18 protein-coding genes and 2 tRNA genes are annotated in these 24,234 nt (G+C 37.5%); 7 read left to right on the forward strand and 13 right to left on the reverse strand.

The annotated features are described in order from the left end of the window. Positions 1-5 precede the first annotated feature (5 nt). Together FEDK69T_RS15535 and FEDK69T_RS12095 are read right to left on the reverse strand one after the other, a co-directional pair. Complete coding sequence (locus tag FEDK69T_RS15535) at positions 6-3,608, reverse strand: DUF7619 domain-containing protein (RefSeq protein WP_023574459.1); 3,603 nt, start codon at positions 3,606-3,608, stop codon at positions 6-8. A 151-nt stretch (positions 3,609-3,759) separates the two neighbouring features. Continuing rightward, positions 3,760-5,001 carry a response regulator gene (locus tag FEDK69T_RS12095; protein WP_023574460.1) on the reverse strand — a complete coding sequence of 414 codons (1,242 nt, stop codon included), beginning with the start codon at positions 4,999-5,001 and terminating at the stop codon, positions 3,760-3,762. A gap of 320 nt (positions 5,002-5,321) precedes the next feature. On the opposite strand from FEDK69T_RS12095, the gene FEDK69T_RS12100 reads away from it, so the two are divergent. Then, positions 5,322-6,065, forward strand: coding sequence for an MlaE family ABC transporter permease (locus FEDK69T_RS12100; protein WP_205622819.1), 744 nt, complete (start codon positions 5,322-5,324; stop codon positions 6,063-6,065). Positions 6,066-6,069: 4 nt separating this feature from the next. Beyond that, positions 6,070-6,840, forward strand: a complete 771-nt coding sequence (locus tag FEDK69T_RS12105) for an ABC transporter ATP-binding protein (protein WP_023574462.1) — start codon at positions 6,070-6,072, stop codon at positions 6,838-6,840. A 45-nt stretch (positions 6,841-6,885) separates the two neighbouring features. Here FEDK69T_RS12105 and FEDK69T_RS12110 read toward each other — a convergent pair whose 3' ends face one another. The 8 genes from FEDK69T_RS12110 to porU all read right to left on the reverse strand — a co-directional run bounded on the left by FEDK69T_RS12110 (position 6,886) and on the right by porU (position 17,805). Next, positions 6,886-7,950 carry a mannose-1-phosphate guanylyltransferase gene (locus FEDK69T_RS12110; protein WP_035629509.1) on the reverse strand — a complete coding sequence of 355 codons (1,065 nt, stop codon included), beginning with the start codon at positions 7,948-7,950 and terminating at the stop codon, positions 6,886-6,888. Between the two features lie 38 nt (positions 7,951-7,988). After that, positions 7,989-8,588 (reverse strand): SprT-like domain-containing protein, encoded by a 600-nt coding sequence (locus FEDK69T_RS12115; RefSeq protein ID WP_023574464.1) that lies wholly within the window; start codon positions 8,586-8,588, stop codon positions 7,989-7,991. After that, a complete protein-coding gene (locus FEDK69T_RS12120) occupies positions 8,589-9,266 on the reverse strand; it encodes an SDR family NAD(P)-dependent oxidoreductase (RefSeq protein WP_023574465.1) in 678 nt (225 codons plus the stop codon). A 148-nt stretch (positions 9,267-9,414) separates the two neighbouring features. Then, positions 9,415-11,046, reverse strand: a complete 1,632-nt coding sequence (locus tag FEDK69T_RS12125) for a pyruvate dehydrogenase complex dihydrolipoamide acetyltransferase (RefSeq protein WP_023574466.1) — start codon at positions 11,044-11,046, stop codon at positions 9,415-9,417. A 6-nt stretch (positions 11,047-11,052) separates the two neighbouring features. Next, positions 11,053-12,051, reverse strand: a complete 999-nt coding sequence (gene pdhA / locus FEDK69T_RS12130) for a pyruvate dehydrogenase (acetyl-transferring) E1 component subunit alpha (RefSeq protein ID WP_023574467.1) — start codon at positions 12,049-12,051, stop codon at positions 11,053-11,055. 96 nt (positions 12,052-12,147) lie between these two features. Beyond that, positions 12,148-12,630: a cytidine deaminase gene (gene cdd, locus FEDK69T_RS12135; RefSeq protein ID WP_035629507.1), complete on the reverse strand. Its 483-nt coding sequence runs from the start codon at positions 12,628-12,630 to the stop codon at positions 12,148-12,150. Between the two features lie 73 nt (positions 12,631-12,703). After that, on the reverse strand, positions 12,704-13,879 hold the full coding sequence (gene porV, locus FEDK69T_RS12140) for a type IX secretion system outer membrane channel protein PorV (protein ID WP_023574469.1): 1,176 nt from the start codon (positions 13,877-13,879) through the stop codon (positions 12,704-12,706). Between the two features lie 38 nt (positions 13,880-13,917). After that, positions 13,918-17,805, reverse strand: a complete 3,888-nt coding sequence (porU, locus tag FEDK69T_RS12145) for a type IX secretion system sortase PorU (RefSeq protein WP_023574470.1) — start codon at positions 17,803-17,805, stop codon at positions 13,918-13,920. 212 nt (positions 17,806-18,017) lie between these two features. On the opposite strand from porU, the gene gldJ reads away from it, so the two are divergent. The 5 genes from gldJ (at position 18,018) to FEDK69T_RS12170 (ending at position 23,155) form a co-directional block, all read left to right on the forward strand. Continuing rightward, positions 18,018-19,730, forward strand: coding sequence for a gliding motility lipoprotein GldJ (gene gldJ / locus FEDK69T_RS12150; protein ID WP_035629503.1), 1,713 nt, complete (start codon positions 18,018-18,020; stop codon positions 19,728-19,730). 71 nt (positions 19,731-19,801) lie between these two features. Further along, positions 19,802-21,085 carry a UDP-N-acetylmuramoyl-tripeptide--D-alanyl-D-alanine ligase gene (locus FEDK69T_RS12155; protein WP_023574472.1) on the forward strand — a complete coding sequence of 428 codons (1,284 nt, stop codon included), beginning with the start codon at positions 19,802-19,804 and terminating at the stop codon, positions 21,083-21,085. Between the two features lie 125 nt (positions 21,086-21,210). Beyond that, positions 21,211-22,065 carry an alpha/beta fold hydrolase gene (locus FEDK69T_RS12160; RefSeq protein ID WP_023574473.1) on the forward strand — a complete coding sequence of 285 codons (855 nt, stop codon included), beginning with the start codon at positions 21,211-21,213 and terminating at the stop codon, positions 22,063-22,065. 6 nt (positions 22,066-22,071) lie between these two features. Further along, on the forward strand, positions 22,072-22,575 hold the full coding sequence (locus FEDK69T_RS12165; protein ID WP_023574474.1) for an RNA polymerase sigma factor: 504 nt from the start codon (positions 22,072-22,074) through the stop codon (positions 22,573-22,575). Next, a complete protein-coding gene (locus tag FEDK69T_RS12170; RefSeq protein ID WP_035629497.1) occupies positions 22,562-23,155 on the forward strand; it encodes a hypothetical protein in 594 nt (197 codons plus the stop codon). Before FEDK69T_RS12165 ends, FEDK69T_RS12170 begins: the two co-directional genes overlap by 14 nt. 55 nt (positions 23,156-23,210) lie before the next feature. Here FEDK69T_RS12170 and FEDK69T_RS12175 read toward each other — a convergent pair whose 3' ends face one another. The 3 genes from FEDK69T_RS12175 to FEDK69T_RS12185 form a co-directional block, all read right to left on the reverse strand. Then, on the reverse strand, positions 23,211-23,822 hold the full coding sequence (locus tag FEDK69T_RS12175) for an N-acetylmuramoyl-L-alanine amidase family protein (RefSeq protein WP_023574475.1): 612 nt from the start codon (positions 23,820-23,822) through the stop codon (positions 23,211-23,213). A gap of 160 nt (positions 23,823-23,982) precedes the next feature. Next, a tRNA-Val gene (locus tag FEDK69T_RS12180) sits at positions 23,983-24,057 on the reverse strand. A 37-nt stretch (positions 24,058-24,094) separates the two neighbouring features. Next, positions 24,095-24,172: transfer RNA gene (locus tag FEDK69T_RS12185), tRNA-Val, on the reverse strand. Between the last annotated feature and the right edge of the window lie 62 nt (positions 24,173-24,234).

Consider the following 24,234-nt stretch of genomic DNA (forward strand, 5'->3'; position numbering starts at 1 on the left):
CTTTGCTATTTCTTTATGAATTTCGTGTTAGAAGTTCCTTTATCGGAATTTATTTTTACAAAATAATTCCCTGACGCTAAATTTGAAACGTCTATTGTTGATGTGTTTTTCGCATTCGGAATCACCATCATTAATTGCCCCATGACATTATAAATATGAATCGAAGTAATTTCAATATCTTCTTTCTTGCTAATATTTAAAACATCGCTCACTGGATTAGGATACAGACTTAAGTAATTCGCAAATGAAAAGTCCTGATTACTCAACGATTGAATGGTTGTTGCATACGTATTTGTGACAATCGGATAATTGTAATCAAAGTAAATGCTTGCTCCATTGCTAAAAGTATCTCCGGAAACCAATGTAGATTTCGTTTTAATTTTGAAAGCTACATAACCATCATTGGTTGCATCTGCAAAAGGGAGATTGATGTTTTCAAACACAAATTCTACTTTATTACCTTCTGATATTTTAGTGGTAAACAAATGACTCCCATTAATCGGAATCAATGTATTAATATCAAACTTATTTGTGTCAATATAATCCCTAACGGTGATGTTTTGAGCCGGATACGTTCCCGTATTTTCAAAGCGAATCACATAATGAACGTACCCGCCTACTTTATCAAGACCCACTATATTTCCTTGCAAACAGGTTTTGTCATTTGGATCGTATGAGTTTACAACGGTTTGGTTTAAAGCAAAAGTGTTATCGTTCGGTGTCTCGTCTGTCAGCACAGATGTGACATTAGCTGTGTAATTTAAAATACTGCCTCCGTTTAATGGCGGTGTTTCCGTTGGGGTGTTCAAATTCAAAGTTAGAACAATCTCCCTCGTTTCATTAAGATTCAAGTTAGCAAAATTCCAAGACAATGTATTGACAGTTTGACTTGAAGCAACTGGAGTCGATAATACTACATCTAAAACCGCATCGTTAAAAGTTAAATTTATTGTACCTGACTGAACCTGGTTACCTTTGTTTTTATAAATCAATTTATATTTCGCATCGAAGCCTGGTCTTGCTGGCGTTATTGGCAATAATGCCACTTCAAGATCCGGATGATTACCGTTTGGAGTGACACAGAAATCCTGTACCAACGAACTTGTTTGTGTTGGAAAATCAACAGTTACGCTGGATGGACTTACTGTAAAATAGGCTGGGTTTTCTAAAATTGGGGTAATAACAGTTATCCCATTTTTCACCCCAAATTTAAAATCTCCATTCGAGTTTGCATAATAATCAAAATCAGATGCAGGCGAATCTACCGCCAATTTTAAGTTAGAAAAATTCACATCATTTATATCACATCCATTTACATTCAAATCCAATCTGTTTTTCCCTTGAACAGCATTAAATTCTTCCCCAAGTAATCGTACAATGCCAGTAACAGAAACACCGTTATACTTTTTAAAAGATCCTGACAAAATAATCTTCCCATCATTTTGAAGGAGTACTTGACAGCCATTGTCCAATGTAGAAGTCATAAATGAAGCATCGTTGCTTCCATTACTATTTAATCTTTTAAGAATTTTTTGGTTACCGTTTAAATCTGCTGACAAAATTACTTTACCATCTGGCTGCAAAGCAAAATCCCAAATAAAACTAGAATATCCACTCATTGGCAGCATGGTAAATGAAGTATCCAAAACACCATTTGAATTGTATTTCTCTAATATGTCATTATTATTCACTCTCTTTAAAAGAAAATACTTCCCATCTGATAATACTTTTAACCAAGACCGTATACCACTAATCTGGACTGGAGCAAAAGTAACATCTAGCGTACCGTCACTATTAATCCTCCTTAATTTGCTATTATTATTCAAATTTGTTAATACTAAAATTTTACCATCACTTAAAAGAGCATATCCTGTAATAATCTCTCCCGAAACAGCTGCAGCTAAATTATTATTAAAAGCCAAATCATTTGCTCCATTTGAGGTCATACGCATGAGATTACGAATTGGTAATACCTGCCCATTGTAATATCGAAAATCTCCAGAAACTAAAAGTTTACCATCATTTTGTAGACATACCCCAACTGAACTAGGACTAGTGTATGCTGCATCATAATCAAATCCTGAACCGGTTGAGAAAGTCGTATCTTTTGATCCGTCAGCATTCAATTTGACAATTTGTTGAATCAGTTGGTTATTAAAATAAAAAGTGCGTCCTGTCAAATAAACTTTATTATTGGAATCGACAGCAACAGAATAAGCATTATCACTATACATCGTGCTTTCTAACCCTGTTTGCCCTCCAAAATTGAAAGTTGTATCTAACTCTCCATTCGTATTTAACCGAAGCAGCCAATATCTTTTAGTACCATTATACATCGTAAAATCACCCAACAATAGAAGTTTACCATCCGATTGCATTGTTATTGATGAAACAAAACCGTTCAACCCTTTAGTAATGTTACGAATTGCAGTGTCAATTGTTCCGTCGCTATTGAGTTTCATGTATCCGTCTACTGCATTTCCATTATAGACTCCAAAATCACCCAACACATTTATTTTATCATTGAAAATAAATGAAAAATACTTCATAGCCGAATTGTCACCCCCAAAACCATTACCTACATTAAATGTATTATCGACACTTCCATCAGGATTAACCCTTACAACACCACGTTTATTTATTCCATTATACTGGTTAAAGGGACCAAATAAAACTATTTTATTGTCCGCCTGAACAACAAAACTCTTAACACTACTGGACTCAAACATTCCATTACTAACATTTCCTACAAAAGTATTATCTACCGTTCCGTCTTGATTAATTTTCGCTAACCCTTTTTTAGAAACTCCATTAAGCGTTGTAAAATCACCTGCAATTAATAATTTCCCATCGCTTAATAATTCAGCATCATTTAAAGGCGCCATACCATCCACAATAACACTTGCAAACGCATCATCATTTGATCCATTTGCCTGCAACAACCGATATCTACGAGCATTATATAAACTATTATCCTGTAGGTTAAGTAGTATTTTACCATTACTCAATACAAAAAAGGCCATCACATACTCTGTACTAGGTATATTTAGTACAAAAGAGTTATCAACGGAGCCATTAGAGTTTAATCTAAACAATAATCCAACTGCAATTCCATTAAAGTTACTATTGAAGTAATTTCCTTTTAAAAAAATTTTTCCATCCGAAAGCAAATCAACCCCTACTATGGAGGTCCCGTTGTATCCGGTCCCTCCCGAATTAAAACTTGTATCAATACTTCCGTCACCATTTAATCTTATCACGTTATCAACATCCTGACCATTATAAGTAGTGAAATCACCAACGACAATCACTTTCCCATCTGACTGTATTTCATAATCATTTATGACACCGTTGAATCCTGAGCCAGTAGAAAAAGTATTATCATAGGTATTACCCTGAATCCTAAATAACCTATCATCAACACCTTGTAATTGGAGAAGTAATTTCCCATCTGGAAATTGTTTTGCATTTTTCACATTTTTTTCAACATAGAAATTATTATAAGGTAGATTAACTAGGTTAAAACTAGGATCGATGTCTGTAGCATTTTGAGAATAGCCAACAAAAACAATCAACAACAATAAAAGAAAGTATATTTTTTTCATCATAAAAACATTTTTGTGACAAAAATAATATTTTCAAACCTGTTATTGTTATTTTTTCACAAATAAATACTTACAAATAAAAATGAACTAGTTCGATATCAACAAAAAAAACCAACATAAAGTTGGTTTTTTATCTGATACTATATTAAACTATTTAATTCAAAAAAGCCAAAGCAATGTATTTATCTACAACTGCTTTAAATTCTTCTTTATTAACCGGTTTTGAAAGATAACCATTGAAAGCCTTGCGGTAATTCTCTTTATCATCATTCTGTAAATAGGCCGATTGCGCTATGATTGGAATTTCCGGTGACTCATTTTTAATGAGTTGGGCAGCGGTATATCCATCAACTTGCGGCATGCGAAGATCCATTAAAATCAAATTGATATCTGGGTTGTTTTTGTATATTTCATATGCTTCTTCTCCGTTTTTAGCTCTTATAATCTCCACATCACCTTTTTCCAACAATTTTTTCAAAAGCATATAACTGATTTCCTCATCTTCGGCAACTAACACTTTAATTGTTTTTTTGGACGCGGTTGCTTCTGTTTCTGCTAATGCTGGTTCATATGGAACTTTGAAATAAAATTCGGTTCCTGCTCCAAGTTCTGATTCTATTTCCAGATTTCCACCCAATAAATCAACGTAGTGTTTCACCATAAAAAGACCTAAGCCCACATTATTGCCATCATCAGTAACTTTTTCGAGAGTATACTGCGATGCCAATTGTTTTTCAATCGCCCTTTTATCGAAACCAACACCACTGTCTTTCACGTAAAATTTAATTTCATTATTTACCAATCGGTAGCCCATTTCTATAAAACCCTTGTTTGTATATTTCAATGCGTTACTAAGCAGACTGGTAAAAATCTGATTGATCTTAACTCCATCTGTCATAACTAAATCGTCCTTATCCACCAAACCTTTTCCAGATCTGAAATTCAATCCTTTATACAAAACCCTGCCAACAAATTTGACTTTCAATTCGTCCAGCAATGCATTTAAAGAGACCTTTTGCTTGTTAACGGTTTCTTTTTGGGATTCGAAAGAATTATAATTAAGAAATTCCGAAAAAACTTCTTCCAATTCACTCGAACAATTAGCTATGATTTCAGCGAAATTATTTCTTTCTTCTAAATCTAATTTAGTTGTACTCAATAAATTGGAGAGACCAACAATGGTATTTAAAGGTGTTTTGATCCGATGTAAAACAGATTCAATCAGCTCGGTTTTCAATGATTTACCTCCAACCGATTCCCCGCTTTCCAAATTATCCGAAACAACTTTAACTCCCTTATAGGTTTCACTCAACACCAAAGACAAACTTGCCAACTGATCGCGCAACGCATTCACTTGGCCTTCTAACTCTTCATAAGATGGTTTATTTGCATTCATCTCCCTTGTTTTTTAATTAACTATTTTCACCCTCCATAATAAATTCAACGAAAAAGCATAAAATCAAATTCAAAACACACAACCAAAAACATACATCTATTTGATTTACACAAAGTTACGATATAAAAAAAACAAAAGACAGAATTTTAAAAGTTTCATGACAAACTAAAGCTCCTATTTACTTGAATAATAAAGAATATCTTAAAAAGTATTCTTTATTTATTATTTACTAATTCAATTGTAATTCCGGTTTCAAAATATTCATAAATCGAAATCCTAACTCATAACAATTTTCGTATTTTCGCTAAATATTTATAAGCATGATTCGATATTTATCCCAAATAGGAAAATACTTTTTGATGTTGAAGGAAGTCTTCAACAAGCCGACAAAATGGTCCATGATGAAGCAACTTATCATGAAGGAAATAGACGATTTAGTCATGGGGTCTTTAGGAATTGTAGCCTTCATCTCGTTCTTCGTGGGCGGCGTTGTGGCGATTCAGACGGCATTAAACCTAACCAACCCGTTGATTCCGAAATACCTGATAGGATTTGCAACACGTCAGTCGGTTATTCTTGAGTTCGCCCCTACCTTCATTTCTATCATTATGGCCGGTAAAGTGGGATCGTTCATCACTTCAAGTATAGGAACTATGAGGGTTACAGAACAAATTGACGCTTTGGAAGTAATGGGTGTAAACTCGTTGAATTATCTTGTATTCCCTAAAATTGTAGCCATGATGTTATACCCGTTCGTAATCGGACTAAGTATGTTCCTGGGAATTTTTGGCGGATGGATAGCCGGTGTTTATGGAGGGTTTGCTTCGAGTACTGAATTCCAAACCGGGCTTCAGGTAGAATTCATACCGTTTCACGTGACTTACGCGTTCATCAAAACGGTTTGTTTTGCTTTTTTATTAGCGACGATTCCGTCTTTTCACGGGTATTACATGAAAGGTGGCGCTTTGGAAGTTGGAAAGGCCAGCACAACTTCGTTCGTTTGGACTTCCGTTGCTATTATTTTGGTGAATTATATCCTAACACAATTACTGTTAAGCAAATAATAAGATGATTGAGGTAAAAAATGTAGAGAAATCCTTTGGAGAACAGAAGGTCTTAAAAGGAATCACAACCAGTTTTGAAACCGGAAAAACCAACCTGATTATCGGACAGTCTGGTTCCGGAAAAACGGTTTTGCTTAAAAGTTTATTGGGAATTCATAAACTGGATTCAGGCACAATCTCTTTTGATGGCCGAATTTATTCCGATATGAATGACGATGAAAAAAGAGAATTGCGAACCGAAATAGGAATGGTATTTCAGGGAAGCGCACTTTTTGATTCGATGACAGTAGAGGAAAACATAGGTTTCCCGCTGAAGATGTTCTCAAACAAAAATTCACGCGAAATTAAAGAACGTGTTGATTTTGTAATCGATCGTGTAAAACTGATTAATGCACATACAAAGAAACCATCCGAGATATCGGGAGGTATGCAAAAACGTGTGGCGATTGCTCGTGCGATAGTAAACAATCCGAAGTATTTATTCTGTGACGAACCTAACTCCGGACTGGATCCTAAAACCGCTGTGGTTATTGACAACCTTATCCAGGAAATCACGGAAGAATACAACATCACAACCGTTATCAATACACACGACATGAACTCAGTAATGGAAATCGGAGAAAAAATCGTGTTCCTGAAAGAAGGCGTTTTAGCTTGGGAAGGTACTAAAAAGGAAATTTTCAAAACCGACAACGAAGCGATTGTGGATTTTGTTTACTCGTCAGAATTATTCAAAAAAGTTAGAAAGGCGCAAAACAGGGCCGACAAATTATAAAAAAAACGGAGTCAAAATTGACTCCGTTTTTTTTATACAGTTTATTTACTTCAATTCGTTCGCCATTGCGGTTATCCTCTTGATGTCTTGCTCTTTGCCTTTTGGATAAATCAACAACACATCGTCTTTATCAACAATAATAAAATCCTGAAGTCCATCAACAACAACAAGTTTCTTTCCTTCTGTACGGATTATGTTGTTAGATGCATTCTCAAGAATTACTGTAGCATTCACTACTGCATTATCCTGTTCATCTTTCGGCAATTTATCATATAATGAACCCCAGGTACCTAAATCGTTCCAGTCGAATGTTGCCGGTAAAACATACACATTTTGTGCTTTCTCCAAGATGGCATAATCCACCGAAATGTTCTCGGAATTAGGATAATATTCTTTTATGAACTGTTTTTCATCCGCAGTATTAAGAACATCAAATCCGTTCATAAATTCTGAATACATCACCGGATTAAAATCCTCGTAAGCTTTCAAAATAGATTCTACGCTCCACACAAATATCCCTGCATTCCAAAGAAAATTTCTGCTCTGAATAAACTTTCTGGCCGTGGCATAATCCGGTTTTTCACGGAACTGTACCACTTTTTTTATCGGTCGTGAATCCAATTTATCGTATTCAATATAACCGTAACCAGTATTTGGAAATGTCGGCAAAATTCCCAGTGTCATTAATTTGTCTTCACGCTCGCAAAAATCAAAGGCATGTTGCAAATTAGAGACAAACTGCAATTCATCTTCTATCCAATGATCGCTGGGCGCCACCACCATAACAGCGTTCGGATTTTGTTTTTTTATTTTCAGCGATGCATATAAAATACACGGAGCGGTATTTCGCATAGCAGGCTCCAAAACAATCTGCTCCTGTTTCACCCCCGGAAGTTGTTCCAAAATCAAGTCGTTGTAAACCTCATTGGTAAGGATTAAGATATTTTCTTTCGGGATCAACTGTGACAAACGGCTGAACGTTTTTTGAATCAGCGTCTCCCCAGTTCCCAACATATCGTGAAACTGTTTTGGAAATTCTGTTGTACTTACAGGCCAAAATCGGGAGCCTACTCCACCGGCCATTACTATTGCATAATAATTCTTATTCATCTGTTTTAAACTTGATAAGTTACCGAGTTGTTGAGACCTTAATTTGGCAACAACTCCACCTCGGCATTGGGGTTAAAAAGATAGATTCTCCCCGAATTTATCTCGACGCACTCGTACCGTTTGGTTCGCAGTGCTACTTTTTTAAATATTTTCCCGTTATGGATGCGAAACACACTCCCGTACGGTATTTCAAAGATATAATTTTTATCGCTAACCGGATCGAATTGTTTCAAAGCCAGCGACAAGGTTGCATCGGTATCGCTGCTTGCTTTTGGATTTCTGAAATGCCTAGCAAGTAATGGCAGCAACTGACTGGGAAAAATCTCCGGACGTATAAAAGGCACCATCAAACGCTGGAAAGTCAATTTCCATTCGTCCCCATGCGGCTTGATGTTTCTGCCGTATTTCTCGAAAGCCACCAAATGAGCAATCTCATGAATCAATGTTATCAGAAAGCGATATTTATTCAAACTTGCGTTGACAGTTATCTGATGAAAACCATCGGGATGCCTTCTGTAATCGCCATGGCGAGTCACACGCTCGTTCACGATTTTCAGGTGCACGTGATTTGCCCTGATCAGCTCAAAAACGGCCTCAACAGCTAGTTCGGGAATATACTTTTCTAAAATCGATTTCATTTACGGAGTGGTTGAGGATACCTGCAACACTTTTCCATTGTAATATTTATTTCCGGTAAGTGCGAAGTTAAAAATGTAATCAGCCATTTCTTTTGCCGTTATTGGCGCTTCATATCCTGGAAAGGCTTCCTGTAACATTTCCGTCTGAACCGCCCCCAAAGCCAACACATTGAATGCAATTCCGCTTTCTTTGTACTCTTCAGCCAGCACTTCTGTCAGGGTAATTACAGCACCCTTACTGGAACTGTAAGCCGTAAGCCCCGGAAACTTCATGCTGCCCTGGATTCCTCCCATAGAACTTATGGTTACAACGTGACTTCCCTTTTCAAGAAACGGGAGACAGATTCGGGTTAAATTAGCTACGCCAAAAACATTCACTTTATAAACATTTTCGAATTCCTCTGCAGACATCTTTCCGAAAGACTTCGACAAAAGCGATCCTGCATTATGAATAATTACATCCACTCTCTTCCAGTCGGAAGCAATAAAATGAGTTACTTTTTCCAAATCCTCTTCTAAAGCCAGATCAACACTTAAACAAGTTATATTTTCATTTCCGAGCAGCTCTGGAGCAATTTTTCTGGAAATTGACAACACCCTATGACCGGCTCCCGCAAACTGAAGGGCCAATTCACGCCCTATTCCTCGGGAAGTCCCTGTAATGATGATATTTTTCATATGGAATTTATTCTTTTTATCTGTCTGAAGGAATTCGCACTTTCATTAAAAACGATTCACATATGTAAGTCCTTCATTCCTAAACTAAAATACTAAAAATCCCGTTCTGAATTTCAAAACGGGATTTAATTTATTATGAACAACAGGCTTACGCCAACATTGTTACAGGGTTTTCTAAAAACAATCTTAGCGTTTGTAAAAACTGCGCTCCAGTAGCACCATCAACTGTTCTGTGATCACAAGCCAAAGTAAGCGTCATAGTGTTACCCACAACAATTTGTCCGTTTCTCACCACTGGTTTTTCTTCAATAGCTCCAACAGACAAAATAGCTGAATTCGGCTGGTTAATAATCGATGTGAATGACTGAATACCAAACATACCTAAATTGGAAACAGTAAATGTACTACCTTCCATTTCTGCCGGTGTCAGTTTTTTGCTTTTCGCTTTTACTGCCAAATCTTTCACATTAGCACCAATTTGAGACAAACTCATTTGATCCGTAAAGTTCAAAACCGGTACTACCAATCCATCTTCAACAGCTACAGCAACTCCAACATTCACATGGTGATTGATAACCATTGCATCCTCTCTCCATTGTGAATTTACTTGTGGATGTTTTTTCAATGCCATTGCGCAAGCTTTCACCACCATATCATTGAATGAAACTTTCGTATCCGGAACAGTATTGATAACCGCTCTTGATTTCATTGCCTCATCCATTGCTACTTCAATAGTTAAGTAGTAATGAGGCGCAGTGAATTTCGATTCTGCCAAACGACGCGCAATCGTTTTACGCATTTGTGAATTTTTGATTTCCTCTTGGAATTTCTCTCCGGTAGGAACAAATGGTTTAACAGCAGGAGCTGCAGTAGAAGTCGCAGGGGCTGAAACCACCTGTGTAGCTGCAGCTTGAGGCGTAAATCCTTCCACATCGCTTTTCACGATTCTTCCGTTTTCGCCTGAACCTTTTACCTGAGAAAGATCAATGCCTTTTTCCTGTGCAATTTTCTTTGCCAACGGAGATGCAAAAACTCTACCTCCTGTATTTGTATTTTGTACCGGAGCAGCAGGAGTTTCTGCTTTTACTTCAGCCGCTTTTTCAGTAGCAGGAGCCGTTTCAGCGCCACCTGATTTGAAACCGGCTACGACACCGGTAACATCTGTCCCCGCAGGTCCAATAATTGCTAAAATACTGTCAACCGGAGCTGTTTGCCCTTCGTTAACTCCAATATATAAAAGCGTTCCGGAATTGAATGATTCAAATTCCATTGTCGCTTTATCAGTTTCAATCTCTGCAAGGATATCCCCTTCTTTTACTTCGTCACCAACTTTTTTCAACCAAGTCGCCACCGTTCCGTCAGTCATAGTATCACTTAAACGCGGCATGGTTACCACTTTTACACCTGCAGGAAGTGCTGCAGCCGGTTTAGCTACGCTCGATTCGGCCACTCCTTGGGTTGGAGCTTTAGTTTCAGTAACAGGCGCTGGTTCACTTTTAGTAGCTGAAGCACCTCCGCTCAATAAAGCAGAAATATCTTCGCCTGGAGCACCAATAATTGCCAAAAGAGCATCTACCGGAGCCGATTCACCTTCCTGAATTCCTATATGCAATAATGTTCCTGTATTAAACGATTCGAACTCCATCGTAGCTTTGTCCGTTTCAATTTCAGCAAGAATATCACCTTCTTTAACAACATCCCCAACTTTTTTCAACCAAGTTGCCACAACTCCTTCGGTCATGGTGTCGCTTAAACGCGGCATTGTAATTACTACTGCCATAATCGATTATAATTTATGTGGTATAAATGGATAATTTTCCTGCTCGTAAACAACATCATACAGCTGATTCAACTCTGGGAATGGAGATTCTTCAGCAAATTTTTCGCACTCATCCACCAAATCTTTTACTCTTTGGTCGACAGCTTCGATTTCTGCCTCAGTTGCGTATTTATTTTCTTTGATAATATCAAGCACCTGAGTAATAGGGTCGATTTTTCTATACTCGTCTACCTCTTCTTTGGTTCTGTAGTGTTGAGCATCCGACATCGAATGACCTCTGTAACGGTACGTTTTCATTTCCAGGAAAGTTGGTCCGTCACCACGACGCGCTCTTTCGATTGCTTCGTGCATCGCTTCCGCAACTTTAATCGGATTCATGGCATCCACTGGTCCGCATGGCATTTCGTATCCTAATCCTAATTTCCAGATATCGGTATGGTTCGCTGTTCTTTCAACAGACGTACCCATTGCATAACCATTATTTTCAACGATGAATACCACAGGAAGTTTCCACAACATGGCCATATTGAAAGCCTCGTGAAGCGATCCCTGACGAGCAGCTCCGTCACCGAAATAAGTTAGCGTAACACCTCCGGTTCCGAAATACTTGTCAGCAAAAGCAATTCCGGCTCCTACTGGAATTTGAGCACCAACGATACCGTGACCACCATAAAAACCGTGTTCCTTATCGAAAATATGCATCGATCCTCCCATCCCTTTAGATGTACCGGTAACTTTTCCTAACAGTTCTGCCATAACTCGCTTGGGATCAGTTCCCATACCGATTGGCTGAACGTGGTTACGGTAAGCCGTGATCATTTTGTCCTTAGATAAGTCCATCGCGTGTAAAGCTCCCGCTAATACCGCCTCCTGTCCGTTATATAAGTGCAAGAATCCACGAACTTTCTGTTGAATGTATAATGCAGCGAGTTTGTCTTCGAACTTTCTCCAGAACTGCATGTCTTCATACCATTTAAGGTAAACTTCTTTTGTAATTGGTTTCATTGTTGCTCTTTTAAGCTTTATTACACAATTTTGCGAAGGGCAAAAATAACACATCTTGTTAAGAAGTGAAAATTTAACCCCATTAAATTACTCTTTTTATAGAAAGTTTTTATCAAACATCAGTGGCAGCAAACTCTTCAGGGAATCTGATTTATACACTTCACCCACAGCGCCCATAAAATAAATCTCAATTGGCTGTTCCTGACGGATTTCATACTCCGCTATAGACTGACGACAGGCCCCACATGGAGGAATAGGCTCTGACACTTCTTTGCTGTCCGCTGTTGCGGAAATTGTCATTTTTAAAATCTTAGCTTCCGGATAAATTGCCCCAGCCTGAAATATAGCAACCCGCTCTGCACACAATCCGGACGGATACGCAGCGTTCTCCTGATTAGAACCCAAAACAACCTTTCCGTTATCCAGTAAAATTGCAGCACCTACCCTGAATTTGGAATAAGGCGCATAAGCTTTTTTCCGTACAACCACAGCCTGAACCATCAGATCCTTTATCTCGGGAGCAAGTTCATCGATAGAATCGTAAACTAAAAAAGAGGCAGTCACATTAATACTTTTCATCTGATCGTATTATTACAGACAAAAAATCCAAACTCATTACAAGTTTGGATTTTTTATTCTTTATTCTTATCTATTAATATTCGTCATAGGAATCCCCAAAACTAAATGACAGAGAGAAACGCAATGTATTTTCCAATGGGTTTCTTACTGTTGATGTTGAGAACAAATACGAAACATCAACTTTAACGATATTGTATTTGAATCCGGCACCTATAGTAGCATATTGTCGAGCACCTTTATCTGGACTCTCATGAAAGTATCCCGTTCTGAAAGCAAAAGAATCCTGATACCAGTATTCAGCTCCTAATGCCCAAGCGATTTCTTTCATTTCTTCACTAAATCCTCCAGGAGCATCACCAAAAGACTTAAATATCCCTTCAAACCAACCAATTTGTCGGTACTCCTCGTTCGCAATTGAATAATCCGTATTATCAACGTCACCGTCACCATCTTCGTCACCAACTTCCTGAGGAGTTGGAACCATCAGTTTATTTATCTCCGCTAAAGCCGTAACCTTATTATATTCATCCAAAATAAAATCAAAACTACCTCCTAATTTGAAATTGGCAGGAAGGAAGTTAGAACTTCTTTCAATATCACCGTCATAAGAAATTTTCGGCCCCATATTCTGTAGGTTTAAACCAATACGGTATCTGGCATTAAAATCACTCATTGCGAATTCTTCCGACTGATAAAACCCGGAAACATCCACCGCAAATGAATTAGCGGAAGAAGCATCGGTATTGCCATCAGGAATTTTTAAGTTGGAACGGATATAACGGCCCGCTACACCCATCGAAAACTGATCGCTTAATTTCAATGAGTAAGAAAGATCAAAAGCCAATTCATTCGGACTTACCGTTCTTGGAATTTCATTAGGATCACCTGTTTCTCTTAATTCAATATCCCCTAACCCGAAATAACGCAAACTAGCCGCAAAAGCACTTCGTTCATTAAAACGATCATAAAAAGTAACTTGACTTAATGATATATCATTTGCAATACTGGTCAAATAAGGCGTATAACTTACAGAAACCCCAAACTTAGTAGGTGAAAAAGCATATTTTGAAGGATTGTATTGTTGTGAGAAAACATCGGCTGAAGTTGCCACTCCCATATCAGCGACACCAGCTGCACGAGCATCCGCAGCTATCAATAAAAAAGGAACTCCTGTCGTAATCACATTTTCCTGCGCCTTAACAAACTGAACAACAAGCAGAAACAATGACACTATGGCTATTTTTTTCATTTTTTTACAAGAATTTATTCAACAAATATACTATTTTCTTAAAGTATTACAAGTTTCTCAATTTTTTCCGCAGTTTTATTCGAACTTAATGATTTTACGGTAAGCCTATAAACATAAACCCCTTTTCCTATTTTATCCCCAAAATCATCCTTGCCATCCCATTTAATACTACGAGACAAAAATCCTTCTGTAGTTATAGACTGATTGATGGTTTTAACCACTTTCCCGGTAATTGTCATAATCTGCACCTGAACATCCAACGACTCAAAAGGGCGGTTATGTGAAAACCAGAATTCGGTATAATTCACAAACGGATTCGGATAATTCAACACATTTGAAAGCTCTACATTTTCATCTCCCATTACAATGAACTGAATTTCCGCCGTCGAAAAATTATTATACACATCCCAAACTTTCAACGTAAGCGTATGCAGTCCTTTAGCTAAATTTCTAAACGGATAACGCACTTTCCCTTTTGTAAAATCATTTGGATCAGTTTCATAATAATCATTCAGAATATATGGCTTGTTCTCATTCCCATCCAAAATTGCCACTATATCATGACCAATTCCGCTCGCTGTATTGATTCCGTGTTCGTCTTCCAAAAAGGCTAAAAATATTGGCGAAGCATTGGTAATCCCACCCGAAACAAAGGACTCGTCATTCATATACAACCGTACTTTAGGCGGCAGATTATCAGCCACAGCATTTTCATCAATCCCGCCCACTTTAACGGTTAAGTCATAACCGGTATTATCAACTAAAGCTCCATTTTTCTTCGCATAAAAACTCACCCTTCCAGTCCCAACAGGAATCTTTATATCCCTTGGCACGACGAATCCGAATTCAAACAAACCATTAGCTACAGAAGCGTTCCCCCTGAAAATAGTTTCCCCAAGGGTTGTAAAATTCATAATAGCCAGTTGACCATTACTGCCTTGCAAGCCGTCATTTCCTAATGTACTTCGGTTTACGTCTTTGTCAAAAATCTGAACCATCAGATCTCCATTATAATCAGACTGTAAGTTATCAGATTCATCTACCACTTCACCAGATATCTTAACATAACTCAACGCTTCTAACGTATCGGTCGGTTGGGTAATTGGCACATCGTTGATTTTTGTCAACCTTATTTTTGGCTCAGGAATAGCCAATTTCAAAGCCGGGTCCCCTATATAGAAAACAACATTCTTATCTCCTTTATTTATCAGATTTTTTGTCTGACGAAGCGCTTCGGCAATCGTAACATAGTTGTTAGACCCGAAGGCATACAATTTAGAATTTAATATTTCATTAATATCTTCACCTTCCGTTATCCCTATTTCCCTTGTTGTAGTAACTAACGAAATAGCCCCTCCGGCCTTATTCCAATACATATACTCTCCGGCAGTTGGGCGGTAAGGATTATCAAAACGAGTAAATTCACACGTAATGGTAACAAACAATGGGTAACGGTATTGATTTTTCAGATTTTGCGCTGTTGTCTTTTCAAAAATACGTTCCTGCGCCAATCCATCTTCACCCCCGTGCCCGAAATAATTAAACACCAGTCCGCCGCTTTCAATCTCATTGACAAAATCCCTGTTAACAGAAGGATAGCGTTCCCCTCCCGCAGCAGTAACCTGTACATAGGAATCGGAATGAATTTTTTTAACGTTGACAAATGGCTTTTGAGCATACAGCTCATCACCTAAATCATCAAGCGTTTGTTGCAATGTTGCATCCGTTGAGTTTTCGGCATCATCGGAAACAATAACATATTTATTACGCCATCTTCCGTATGATTTTTTATCATGATATTCAAAAACTTTATTAACCATCTGATCAGCCTGTTCCGCAGAATTCACCAACATCCTCCCTACAGCCACATCAAGCCCCTTAATGGTCGGCTCATCTCCAATTATCATTACTCCTTCATCATCATCCATTAATCCGTAAAAATCATCCGACATAAAGGTCGAGTGATTAGAAAAATTTAGTGATGTAGAACTTCCTACCGAAGCATGATACAAGGCTTCATAAACCGGCACCACATTGGTATTCCCAAAAATTCGATTTTTATAATCAAAAGAAGCATCCCCGAAAAGGTTCACATATTTAATTCTACCAGCATCTGCCGGAAAAGACGGATAACTAGTGTAAATATATTTTATGAAATTACGAATCGCCCCTATATCCTGCTTTCCCGAAGAAAACTCCTGGTAAATCGACCCCAGATCCACGACTTTCACATTCAGTTGGGAATGATTTCGATGAAATTGCGCCAGTTTTTCAGCCTGTGGCTTCAACCACGATGGCGTCACTATCAAATAGTCGATATCCTTTGCAACACCTTGAGCATCGTTAAAAATAGTCCCCTTCAGATTCTGATTGGCAACTCGCTCACCGGATTGACTTGGAGGCGTATAAATATCGTCAAAATCCAGTGCAACATATTTTCTCACATCCCCTAAAGCAGATTTAAAAGAAAAATTAGATTGGTTTGAATTTACAATTTTTGTAGCATTATTAATATCGGTCACATCCCATACCTGCGAAATCCCACTGGCGCTTGACAACTGATATTCACCGACTCCGATATTGGTTCCGGCTAAATCATTCTCAAACAAGAACTGTTTCCCATAACCCTGCAGTTTTCTTTTGGCCACCAAAGAAATATTATCCAGATAACCATTTGAAGAAGGCACTCCTCCATTATCATACTTTAATTGAATCGAAACATTGGACGAAGACGAAGAGAAAACACCTTCATAGACCAACTCATAAGCGCCAATGTGATCAGTAGGATTCAAAACGGGGAAATCCATTGTTGTCAAATTGGTGTTGTTGGCCGAAACTTTAAAAGCACTTTCACCAAACGAAGCTGAAACCGCATTGACTCTAATCTTTACTGGAACAGAAGCTACAATATTGGGAAAACTAAAACTGAAAGATTGCTCATTTTCAATATTAAAACTTTCTCCCACCCATTTTCTTCCCAATCGCGCAACATTTGTTTTATCCACTTCATGATATTGGTAATCGTCAAAATCAGTAAAAACCATATCAGACGAACCGACAGGCTGAACATTTAATGGCATACGCTTCCCATTCCCTCCTTGAGAAGTTACATAATAATAGGTTTTGGAGTCATACAAATTGACACTGGTATCGCTCTCATTATTCCAAACATCCACTCCTTCTGCATAAAAGAGAACATAATCATCGGTATCAAAAGAACCGTCACTTTCCCCAATTACCTGAATCGCATTCTCCGCAAGATCCATCGGATAAGGAACAGAATTCAGCAACGGAACCATTCTGCCGCCATTCCCAAAAATTTTTATTCGTCTTGGATCGACATTCACATCAAATCCCATTTGCTGTAAAAAACTCTTGGACAATTTATAAATTCCAGATTTTTCAATATAAAAGCGATACCAATTCCCGGAGGCCAAAACAGAATTCACAATAGGATTTCGCTGCACTTCCGATTTGCCGCTATTAGCATCTGGGGAGAAAGAGAAAGAAAGTGATTTGACTTTTTTAACAACATTCCCTTCCTTAATAATGGGAGCGAAGGAAAACAACACACTTTTCTCATCCCTTGCCACAACATAATCAATGGCAGCATTAAGCTTTGTGGGAAGTTTTGAAAAGGAAAGATCTTTTAAATCCTCTTTAGATATCGTTTCATAAACTACATTGGAAACTGATAACGATTTTTCATCAACAGCAAACTGGACAGGAACCCTCTTTCTAAAGGTCAAAACCTTTTTTACCGGATTAAATTCAAGATTTTCTTTATTAAATTGAGGAATCAGAAACGGTATTGTATCTATATAATATTGAGTTGGGGATTTCCATTCGACAATGACATCCTCCTTCTGTTGACTAAACCCAACAAAAGAGACGAAAATCAGTATGAGAAGCAGGACTTTTTTCATTTAATTGAAAACGTATTATTTCAAAAGTTATTACAAATAGAAAAAATATTTTCATTAATAGCTAATTTTACACAATATATAATTATCACAAAGCGTTATGATATTGGTCTTTGAACCAATTTTATATTTTTTTTAATAATTTACAAAAAACGTGTTGCGGTTTAATGGTTAATTACTATATTGCGGCACTAAATTTATTACCTACTTGAAGTATGAAAATTAGAAGAATTATGACTTTGCAGATGTTTGCAGCGCTTGCGTTGGCAGTATCTTTTACTAGCTGTAGTAAGAAAGGGTCGTCCAAAGGAGGTTCTCAGGCAACGGGATGGAAAATCAACGATAAAAAAGGTGGTTTCCAGTACAATGACAAGTTCAAAAAGCAAGAAACCCCTCCGGGAATGGTTGCTGTAGAAGGTGGAACTTTTACCATGGGTAAAGTTGAGGATGACGTAATGCACGATTGGAACAACACGCCAAATCAGCAACACGTTCAATCATTCTACATGGATGAAACAGAGGTTACCAACATGATGTATGCAGAATACTTATTTTGGTTAAAAACTGTATTCCCTCCAGCTGATGAAAATTATAAAAATATTTATACAGGCGCACTACCTGATACTTTAGTTTGGAGAAATCGTTTAGGTTATAACGAAACGATGACAAACAACTACTTAAGACACCCTGCATACGGAAGCTATCCTGTTGTAGGTGTTAACTGGATTCAGGCTACTGAATTCAGCAAGTGGAGAACTGACCGTGTGAATGAGGCTATCCTTGAAAGAGAGCAGTACTTGAAAAAAGACGCTAAAGTAAACGAGGTTGACGCCAGTAACACTTTCAGCACTGAAGCTTATTTAGCAAGCCCATCTACTGCTCGCGGTGGAAGTGAGGACATCGTTTACCGTGGAAAAGGTGGTAAGAAAGGAAAAAATGCTAAACCTCAAACTACTAAAGAAGGTAAAACTATCGAGCCTAAAAACGTGTTTGCTCAAAGATCATCTGGAATCATCTTACCAGAGTACAGACTACCGACTGAAGCGGAGTGGGAATATGCTGCTGTATCTTTAGGAGGCATCAGAGAGTACAATATTTACAAAGGAAAAAAGAAATATCCTTGGAACGGACAATACACTCGTAACGGAAAAAGAGCTCAAAGAGGAGATCAATTGGCTAACTTCAAACAAGGTAAAGGAGATTACGGAGGAGTAGCTGGATGGTCTGATGACGGTGCTGATATTACCAATAAAGTAAAATCTTACGCTCCAAATGATTTTGGATTGTATGATATGGCTGGTAACGTTGCAGAATGGGTACAAGACGTTTATCGTCCAATGGTTGATGACGAAGCAAACGACTTCAACTACTTCAGAGGTAACGTTTATACTAAAAACAAAATCGGTGACGACGGAAAAGTTGAAATGGTTACTAGCGAAAATGTTAAATACGACACTTTAAGCAACGGTAAAGTAATGGCTAGAAATTTCCCTGGTCAGATTGCCCAAGTTCCAGTTGACGAAAACGAAACGTATTTAAGATACAACTTCTCTACTTCTGACAACAGAAACTACAGAGATGGTGACAAACAATCAACTCGTTATTTCAAATTCGCTGATTCTGATGAAAGCGCTGGAGACAAAAAAACAGTTGACTCCAAAAGAATGTACGATTCACCTAAACACCAGATTTCTGTTGACAGTTTAGGAACAATGAAAAGACAGTTCGACAAATCTTCAAAAAGAACTACTCTTGTTAATGATGATGCAAGAGTTTACAAAGGAGGTTCTTGGAGAGACAGAGCCTACTGGTTAGACCCTGCTTCAAGAAGATACTATCCACAGGACATGGCAACTGACTACATCGGATTCCGTTGTGCAATGTCTAAAGTAGGTCCAAAAGACAATAAGAAAAAACCAAGAGGTTAATCTTTAAAATTTTCATACAATTATAATAAAAGCCCTAACTTAGGGCTTTTATTATTTTACACAGTTTTCACATGAGAATAGAAGACATCTACCAATGCTTTTTACAAAGTACCGGAGTATGTACTGATACCCGAAAAATAACATCTGACTGTTTATTCGTAGCACTGAAAGGCGATAATTTTGATGCCAATGAATTTGCACAGCAAGCTTTGAATAACGGAGCGGCCTTCGCCATAATTGACAACAAAAAATATTTCACAGACGAAGACAAAATGTTACTGGTTTCCGACAGTTTAAAAGCTTTGCAGGATTTAGCAAACTACCATCGTCAGGAATTAGGCTTACCCATAATTGCATTAACAGGAAGCAACGGAAAAACCACTACCAAAGAACTGATTAACGCGGTTCTTTCAAAAAAATACATCACTAAAGCAACTGTTGGCAATTTAAACAACCACATCGGGGTCCCTTTAACCCTACTCTCCTTTAATGAAGATACCGATATCGGAATTGTGGAAATGGGTGCCAACCATCAAAAAGAAATTGAAATGCTTTGCGAGATTGCCGAACCCGATTACGGCTATATAACCAATTTCGGAAAAGCACATTTGGAAGGTTTTGGAGGCGTAGAAGGCGTTATCAAAGGAAAAAGCGAATTGTATCAGTATCTGGAAAAACACCAGAAAACAGTTTTTATAAATCTTGACGATCCTATCCAGAAAGAAAAAACAGAAACACTGACGCGAAGTACTTTTTCTCAATCCGAAAAAGCAGATATCAAGATTGACTCGGCCTCTGCCAACCCTATGGTAAAGATTTCCTTCAACAATCTGGAAATAAACTCACACCTTATTGGAATTTACAACGCAAACAATATTAATGCAGCAATTACAATTGGAAAGTACTTTAATGTATCGGACGCTGACATTAAAGAAGCTATCGAAAATTACATCCCATCAAACAACCGATCCCAGTTAATGGAAAAGAACGGTAACCATATTATTTTAGACGCCTATAATGCCAACCCAAGCAGCATGTCAGCAGCTATAGAAAACTTTATCCAACTTGAGGGCCACAACAAAATAGCCATTTTGGGCGACATGTTTGAACTTGGAAAAGAAAGCATCAACGAACACAAGAAAGTCATCGATTTACTACTTAAGCAAACCCAAATCGAAACTTACTTCGTAGGAAAAGATTTTTTCGCAAATAAAACCGAAAACAATCATCTTCATTTTTATGACAGTTACGACACTTTCGCAACGTTTTTCCAAACCAAAAAACCAACCGGAAAAACCATACTAATAAAAGGTTCAAGAGGCATGGCCTTGGAACGAACCTTAGAAATTTTATAATCTTAAAAGCCGCTTGAATAGCGGCTTTTTTATTTTTTTTTAAAAAAATATTGCTGTTTTTTGTAACAATACTATTACACTTGCATCAAAAGAGAAAATCAATTAAAAACTTAAAACAACATATTATGAAAAAATTGATCATCTCTTTACTGGCAATTTTAGCAGCGCTAAATGTATTTTCTCAAAACAAATCGTTTGAGGCAAAAGTTATCGGAAAAGGACAACCGATTATATTAATACCGGGTTACTCATGCAGTGGCGACGTTTGGAACGAAACCACCAATCATCTTAAAAACAGATACGAATTACACATCTTAACTTTAGCGGGTTTTGCTGGTGCCAAACCAATTGAAGATGAGGAAATTTTAAAATCAGTTCGTAATGGAATCATTCAGTATGTAAAGGACAAAAAGCTCAAAAAACCCATGTTGATAGGCCACAGCTTAGGAGCATTCATGACACTTTGGCTTCAAAGCACAGAACCCGAATTGTTCGGAAAAAGTATTTGCATGGATGGACTTCCTTTTATCTCGGCAGTTAGCAATCCGGAAACAACAGCGGAATCAGTAAAAAACAACCCTCAATACAACAAAGAAGCCGTAATCAACAACTTTCAATCAATTCCCAACGAAGGTTACGTCAAAAACATGACCAAAGCAATGATGTATCAGGTTAGCGATTCAATCCACGCTAAACAAATAGCAGAATGGAGCTTCAAAAGCGATCGAAAAACATTGGGAAGCACTATCGTAGAAATGTCAACGACAGATTTAAGAAAAGAAATCGCCAGCATCAAATCCCCTATCCTGATAATTTCCAGTTTATGGGGCACAAAAGAAGCAAGCGAAAAGGAATACAACCTGCAATATACCGAATTAAAAAATAAAACCATAAAAGTAGCCGAAAGCAAGCACTTTATCATGTATGATCAGCCAGTTTGGTTTTACAATGAAATTGACACGTTTTTACAATCAAAATAATCGCCCGTGGCACTCACTAATTTTCAGGAAAAAGAATTTAAGGAGATTTACACGGCCTATTCTCCAAAGATACACCGACTTTGTTTGGGATACACGGGAGATCCGATGCAGGCCGACGATCTGCTTCAGGAAGTTTTTATAAAAGTCTGGCAACATTATGATAAGTTCCGAAACGAATCAAAAATAAGCACCTGGATTTACAGAATAGCGATGAACACCTGTTTACAGCATTTGCGCTCACACAAAACAAAAAACCAAGTCGACATTGACAAAGCAGGAGTTAAACAAGAAGAGGAATCCGAAGAAAAAGAACAGCAAATCCAACTTTTATACAAATGCATCAGCGAACTTTCCGAAGCCGACCGATTAATCATCACCCTGCTGCTGGAAGACGTCCCCTATCAGGAAATAGCAGAAGCAGCTTCCATATCGGAGGGAAATCTCAGAGTAAAAATTCATCGAATCAAACAACAACTAAGCAGCATTTATTCAAAATATGAAAGACTTTAATGAACTGCAGGACCTTTGGAAACAGCAAAAGCAAAATCCATTGCCCGATGTTTCCCAAATCATAACCAAGGCTAAAAAAGAACAAAGAAGTTTTGCCAATAAAATATTCACACAGCTCGGAATACTGTTAGTAACACTTCTTGCCTTAGGATGGATTGTAAGTGCAATTACATTTAAAATGACAACAACTTATATCGGAATCGCTTTGATATTTACCTGCGTATTCGGATTTACTGTCATTCGTTTGTACCAGGCGCTAAGCCTTAAACAAATCGATGTAACAGCCGCCCCTTCCGAAACCTTGATCAAACTTGAGAAGTTCTATAAATTCCAGCAATTGGTCGGAACAAAAATTATGGCAGCTTATTTTCTATTGATGAATCTGGCTTTTGGATTTTACTTTATTGAAATTATGGCACCAATGTCGGCACTTCTAAAAATCATAATCCTGTCGGTATATGTTGGCTGGATGCTTTTTGCTTATTTCTACTTAGGCAAGAAACAGAAAGCCAGAGAATATGCCAGAACCCAGCAGATTATTGACAGCATAAAAGAAATGGAACGGAATTATGAGGAATAAAAAAAAGGCTGTTTCATTTTAGAGACAGCCTCTTTTTTAATATACTTTATAAAAGTTATTTAATTTGAGAAATAAAATCCAGCACCGCTAATGCAATTTTGTTTTGATTCTCTTCAGAAATTACAAATGTTTTATCCTTAGTGTTTGAAATATAACCTAATTCAGCAACAAATACAGGGCAATTAGAATTTTTTAAGATAAAAAGTGAAGCCGTTTTTACCCCGCTTTGATTCAAACCAGTTTTATTAGTTAAAACTTCTAAAAACTTAGCGGCCAATTCACGAGATTTTACAGAATTAGGCAAATCTTTAGGAACAAAAACCTCAACACCATTTGTCGCATTGTTTTTACTACTATTAGTATGTAATGAAATTACTAAATCCGGGTTTAGGTCATTTATTTCCTTAACACGATCAGATAATGAAACTGACTCATCACCTTCTCTTGTAAAAAACAACTCTATATTTTTGTCTTTATTCAGAGCTTTTATCTTATTAGCAATTGAAAGACAAAGATCTTTCTCCTTCAAATCAATATTAGTAGCACCAGTATCACTTCCTCCATGCCCTGCATCAATAACGACCCTTATCTTAGAATCATTTGAAGTAAACGAGAAAAGACTTGAAATACTTAAAAATAGAACAATTAGTTTTAGTGACTTTTTCATAGTGATAGTTTTTTATGTTTTTCAAAAATAATGTTTTTATTTAAAAACATAATATAAAGCCTACAAAAATCAGAATGAATAAAATCGAACAGCTATTCTTGGGAAAAATTTTAAGTTTTTTTCAAATAAAAAAAGCACTTCGATTGAAGTGCTTTTTTTGTGGGCGATGAGGGGTTCGAACCCCCGACCCCCTCGGTGTAAACGAGGTGCTCTGAACCAGCTGAGCTAATCGCCCGATAATTCTTTGTATTATCAGTAAGTAATGATAAAAGTGGTGGGCGATGAGGGGTTCGAACCCCCGACCCCCTCGGTGTAAACGAGGTGCTCTGAACCAGCTGAGCTAATCGCCCTTTTATCTTGCAACCAGTTTTACCCGTATTGCGAGTGCAAATATAGACGTATTTTTTACTTC

The sequence above is a fragment of the Flavobacterium enshiense DK69 genome, from assembly GCF_000498495.1.
Lineage (GTDB): Bacteria > Bacteroidota > Bacteroidia > Flavobacteriales > Flavobacteriaceae > Flavobacterium > Flavobacterium enshiense.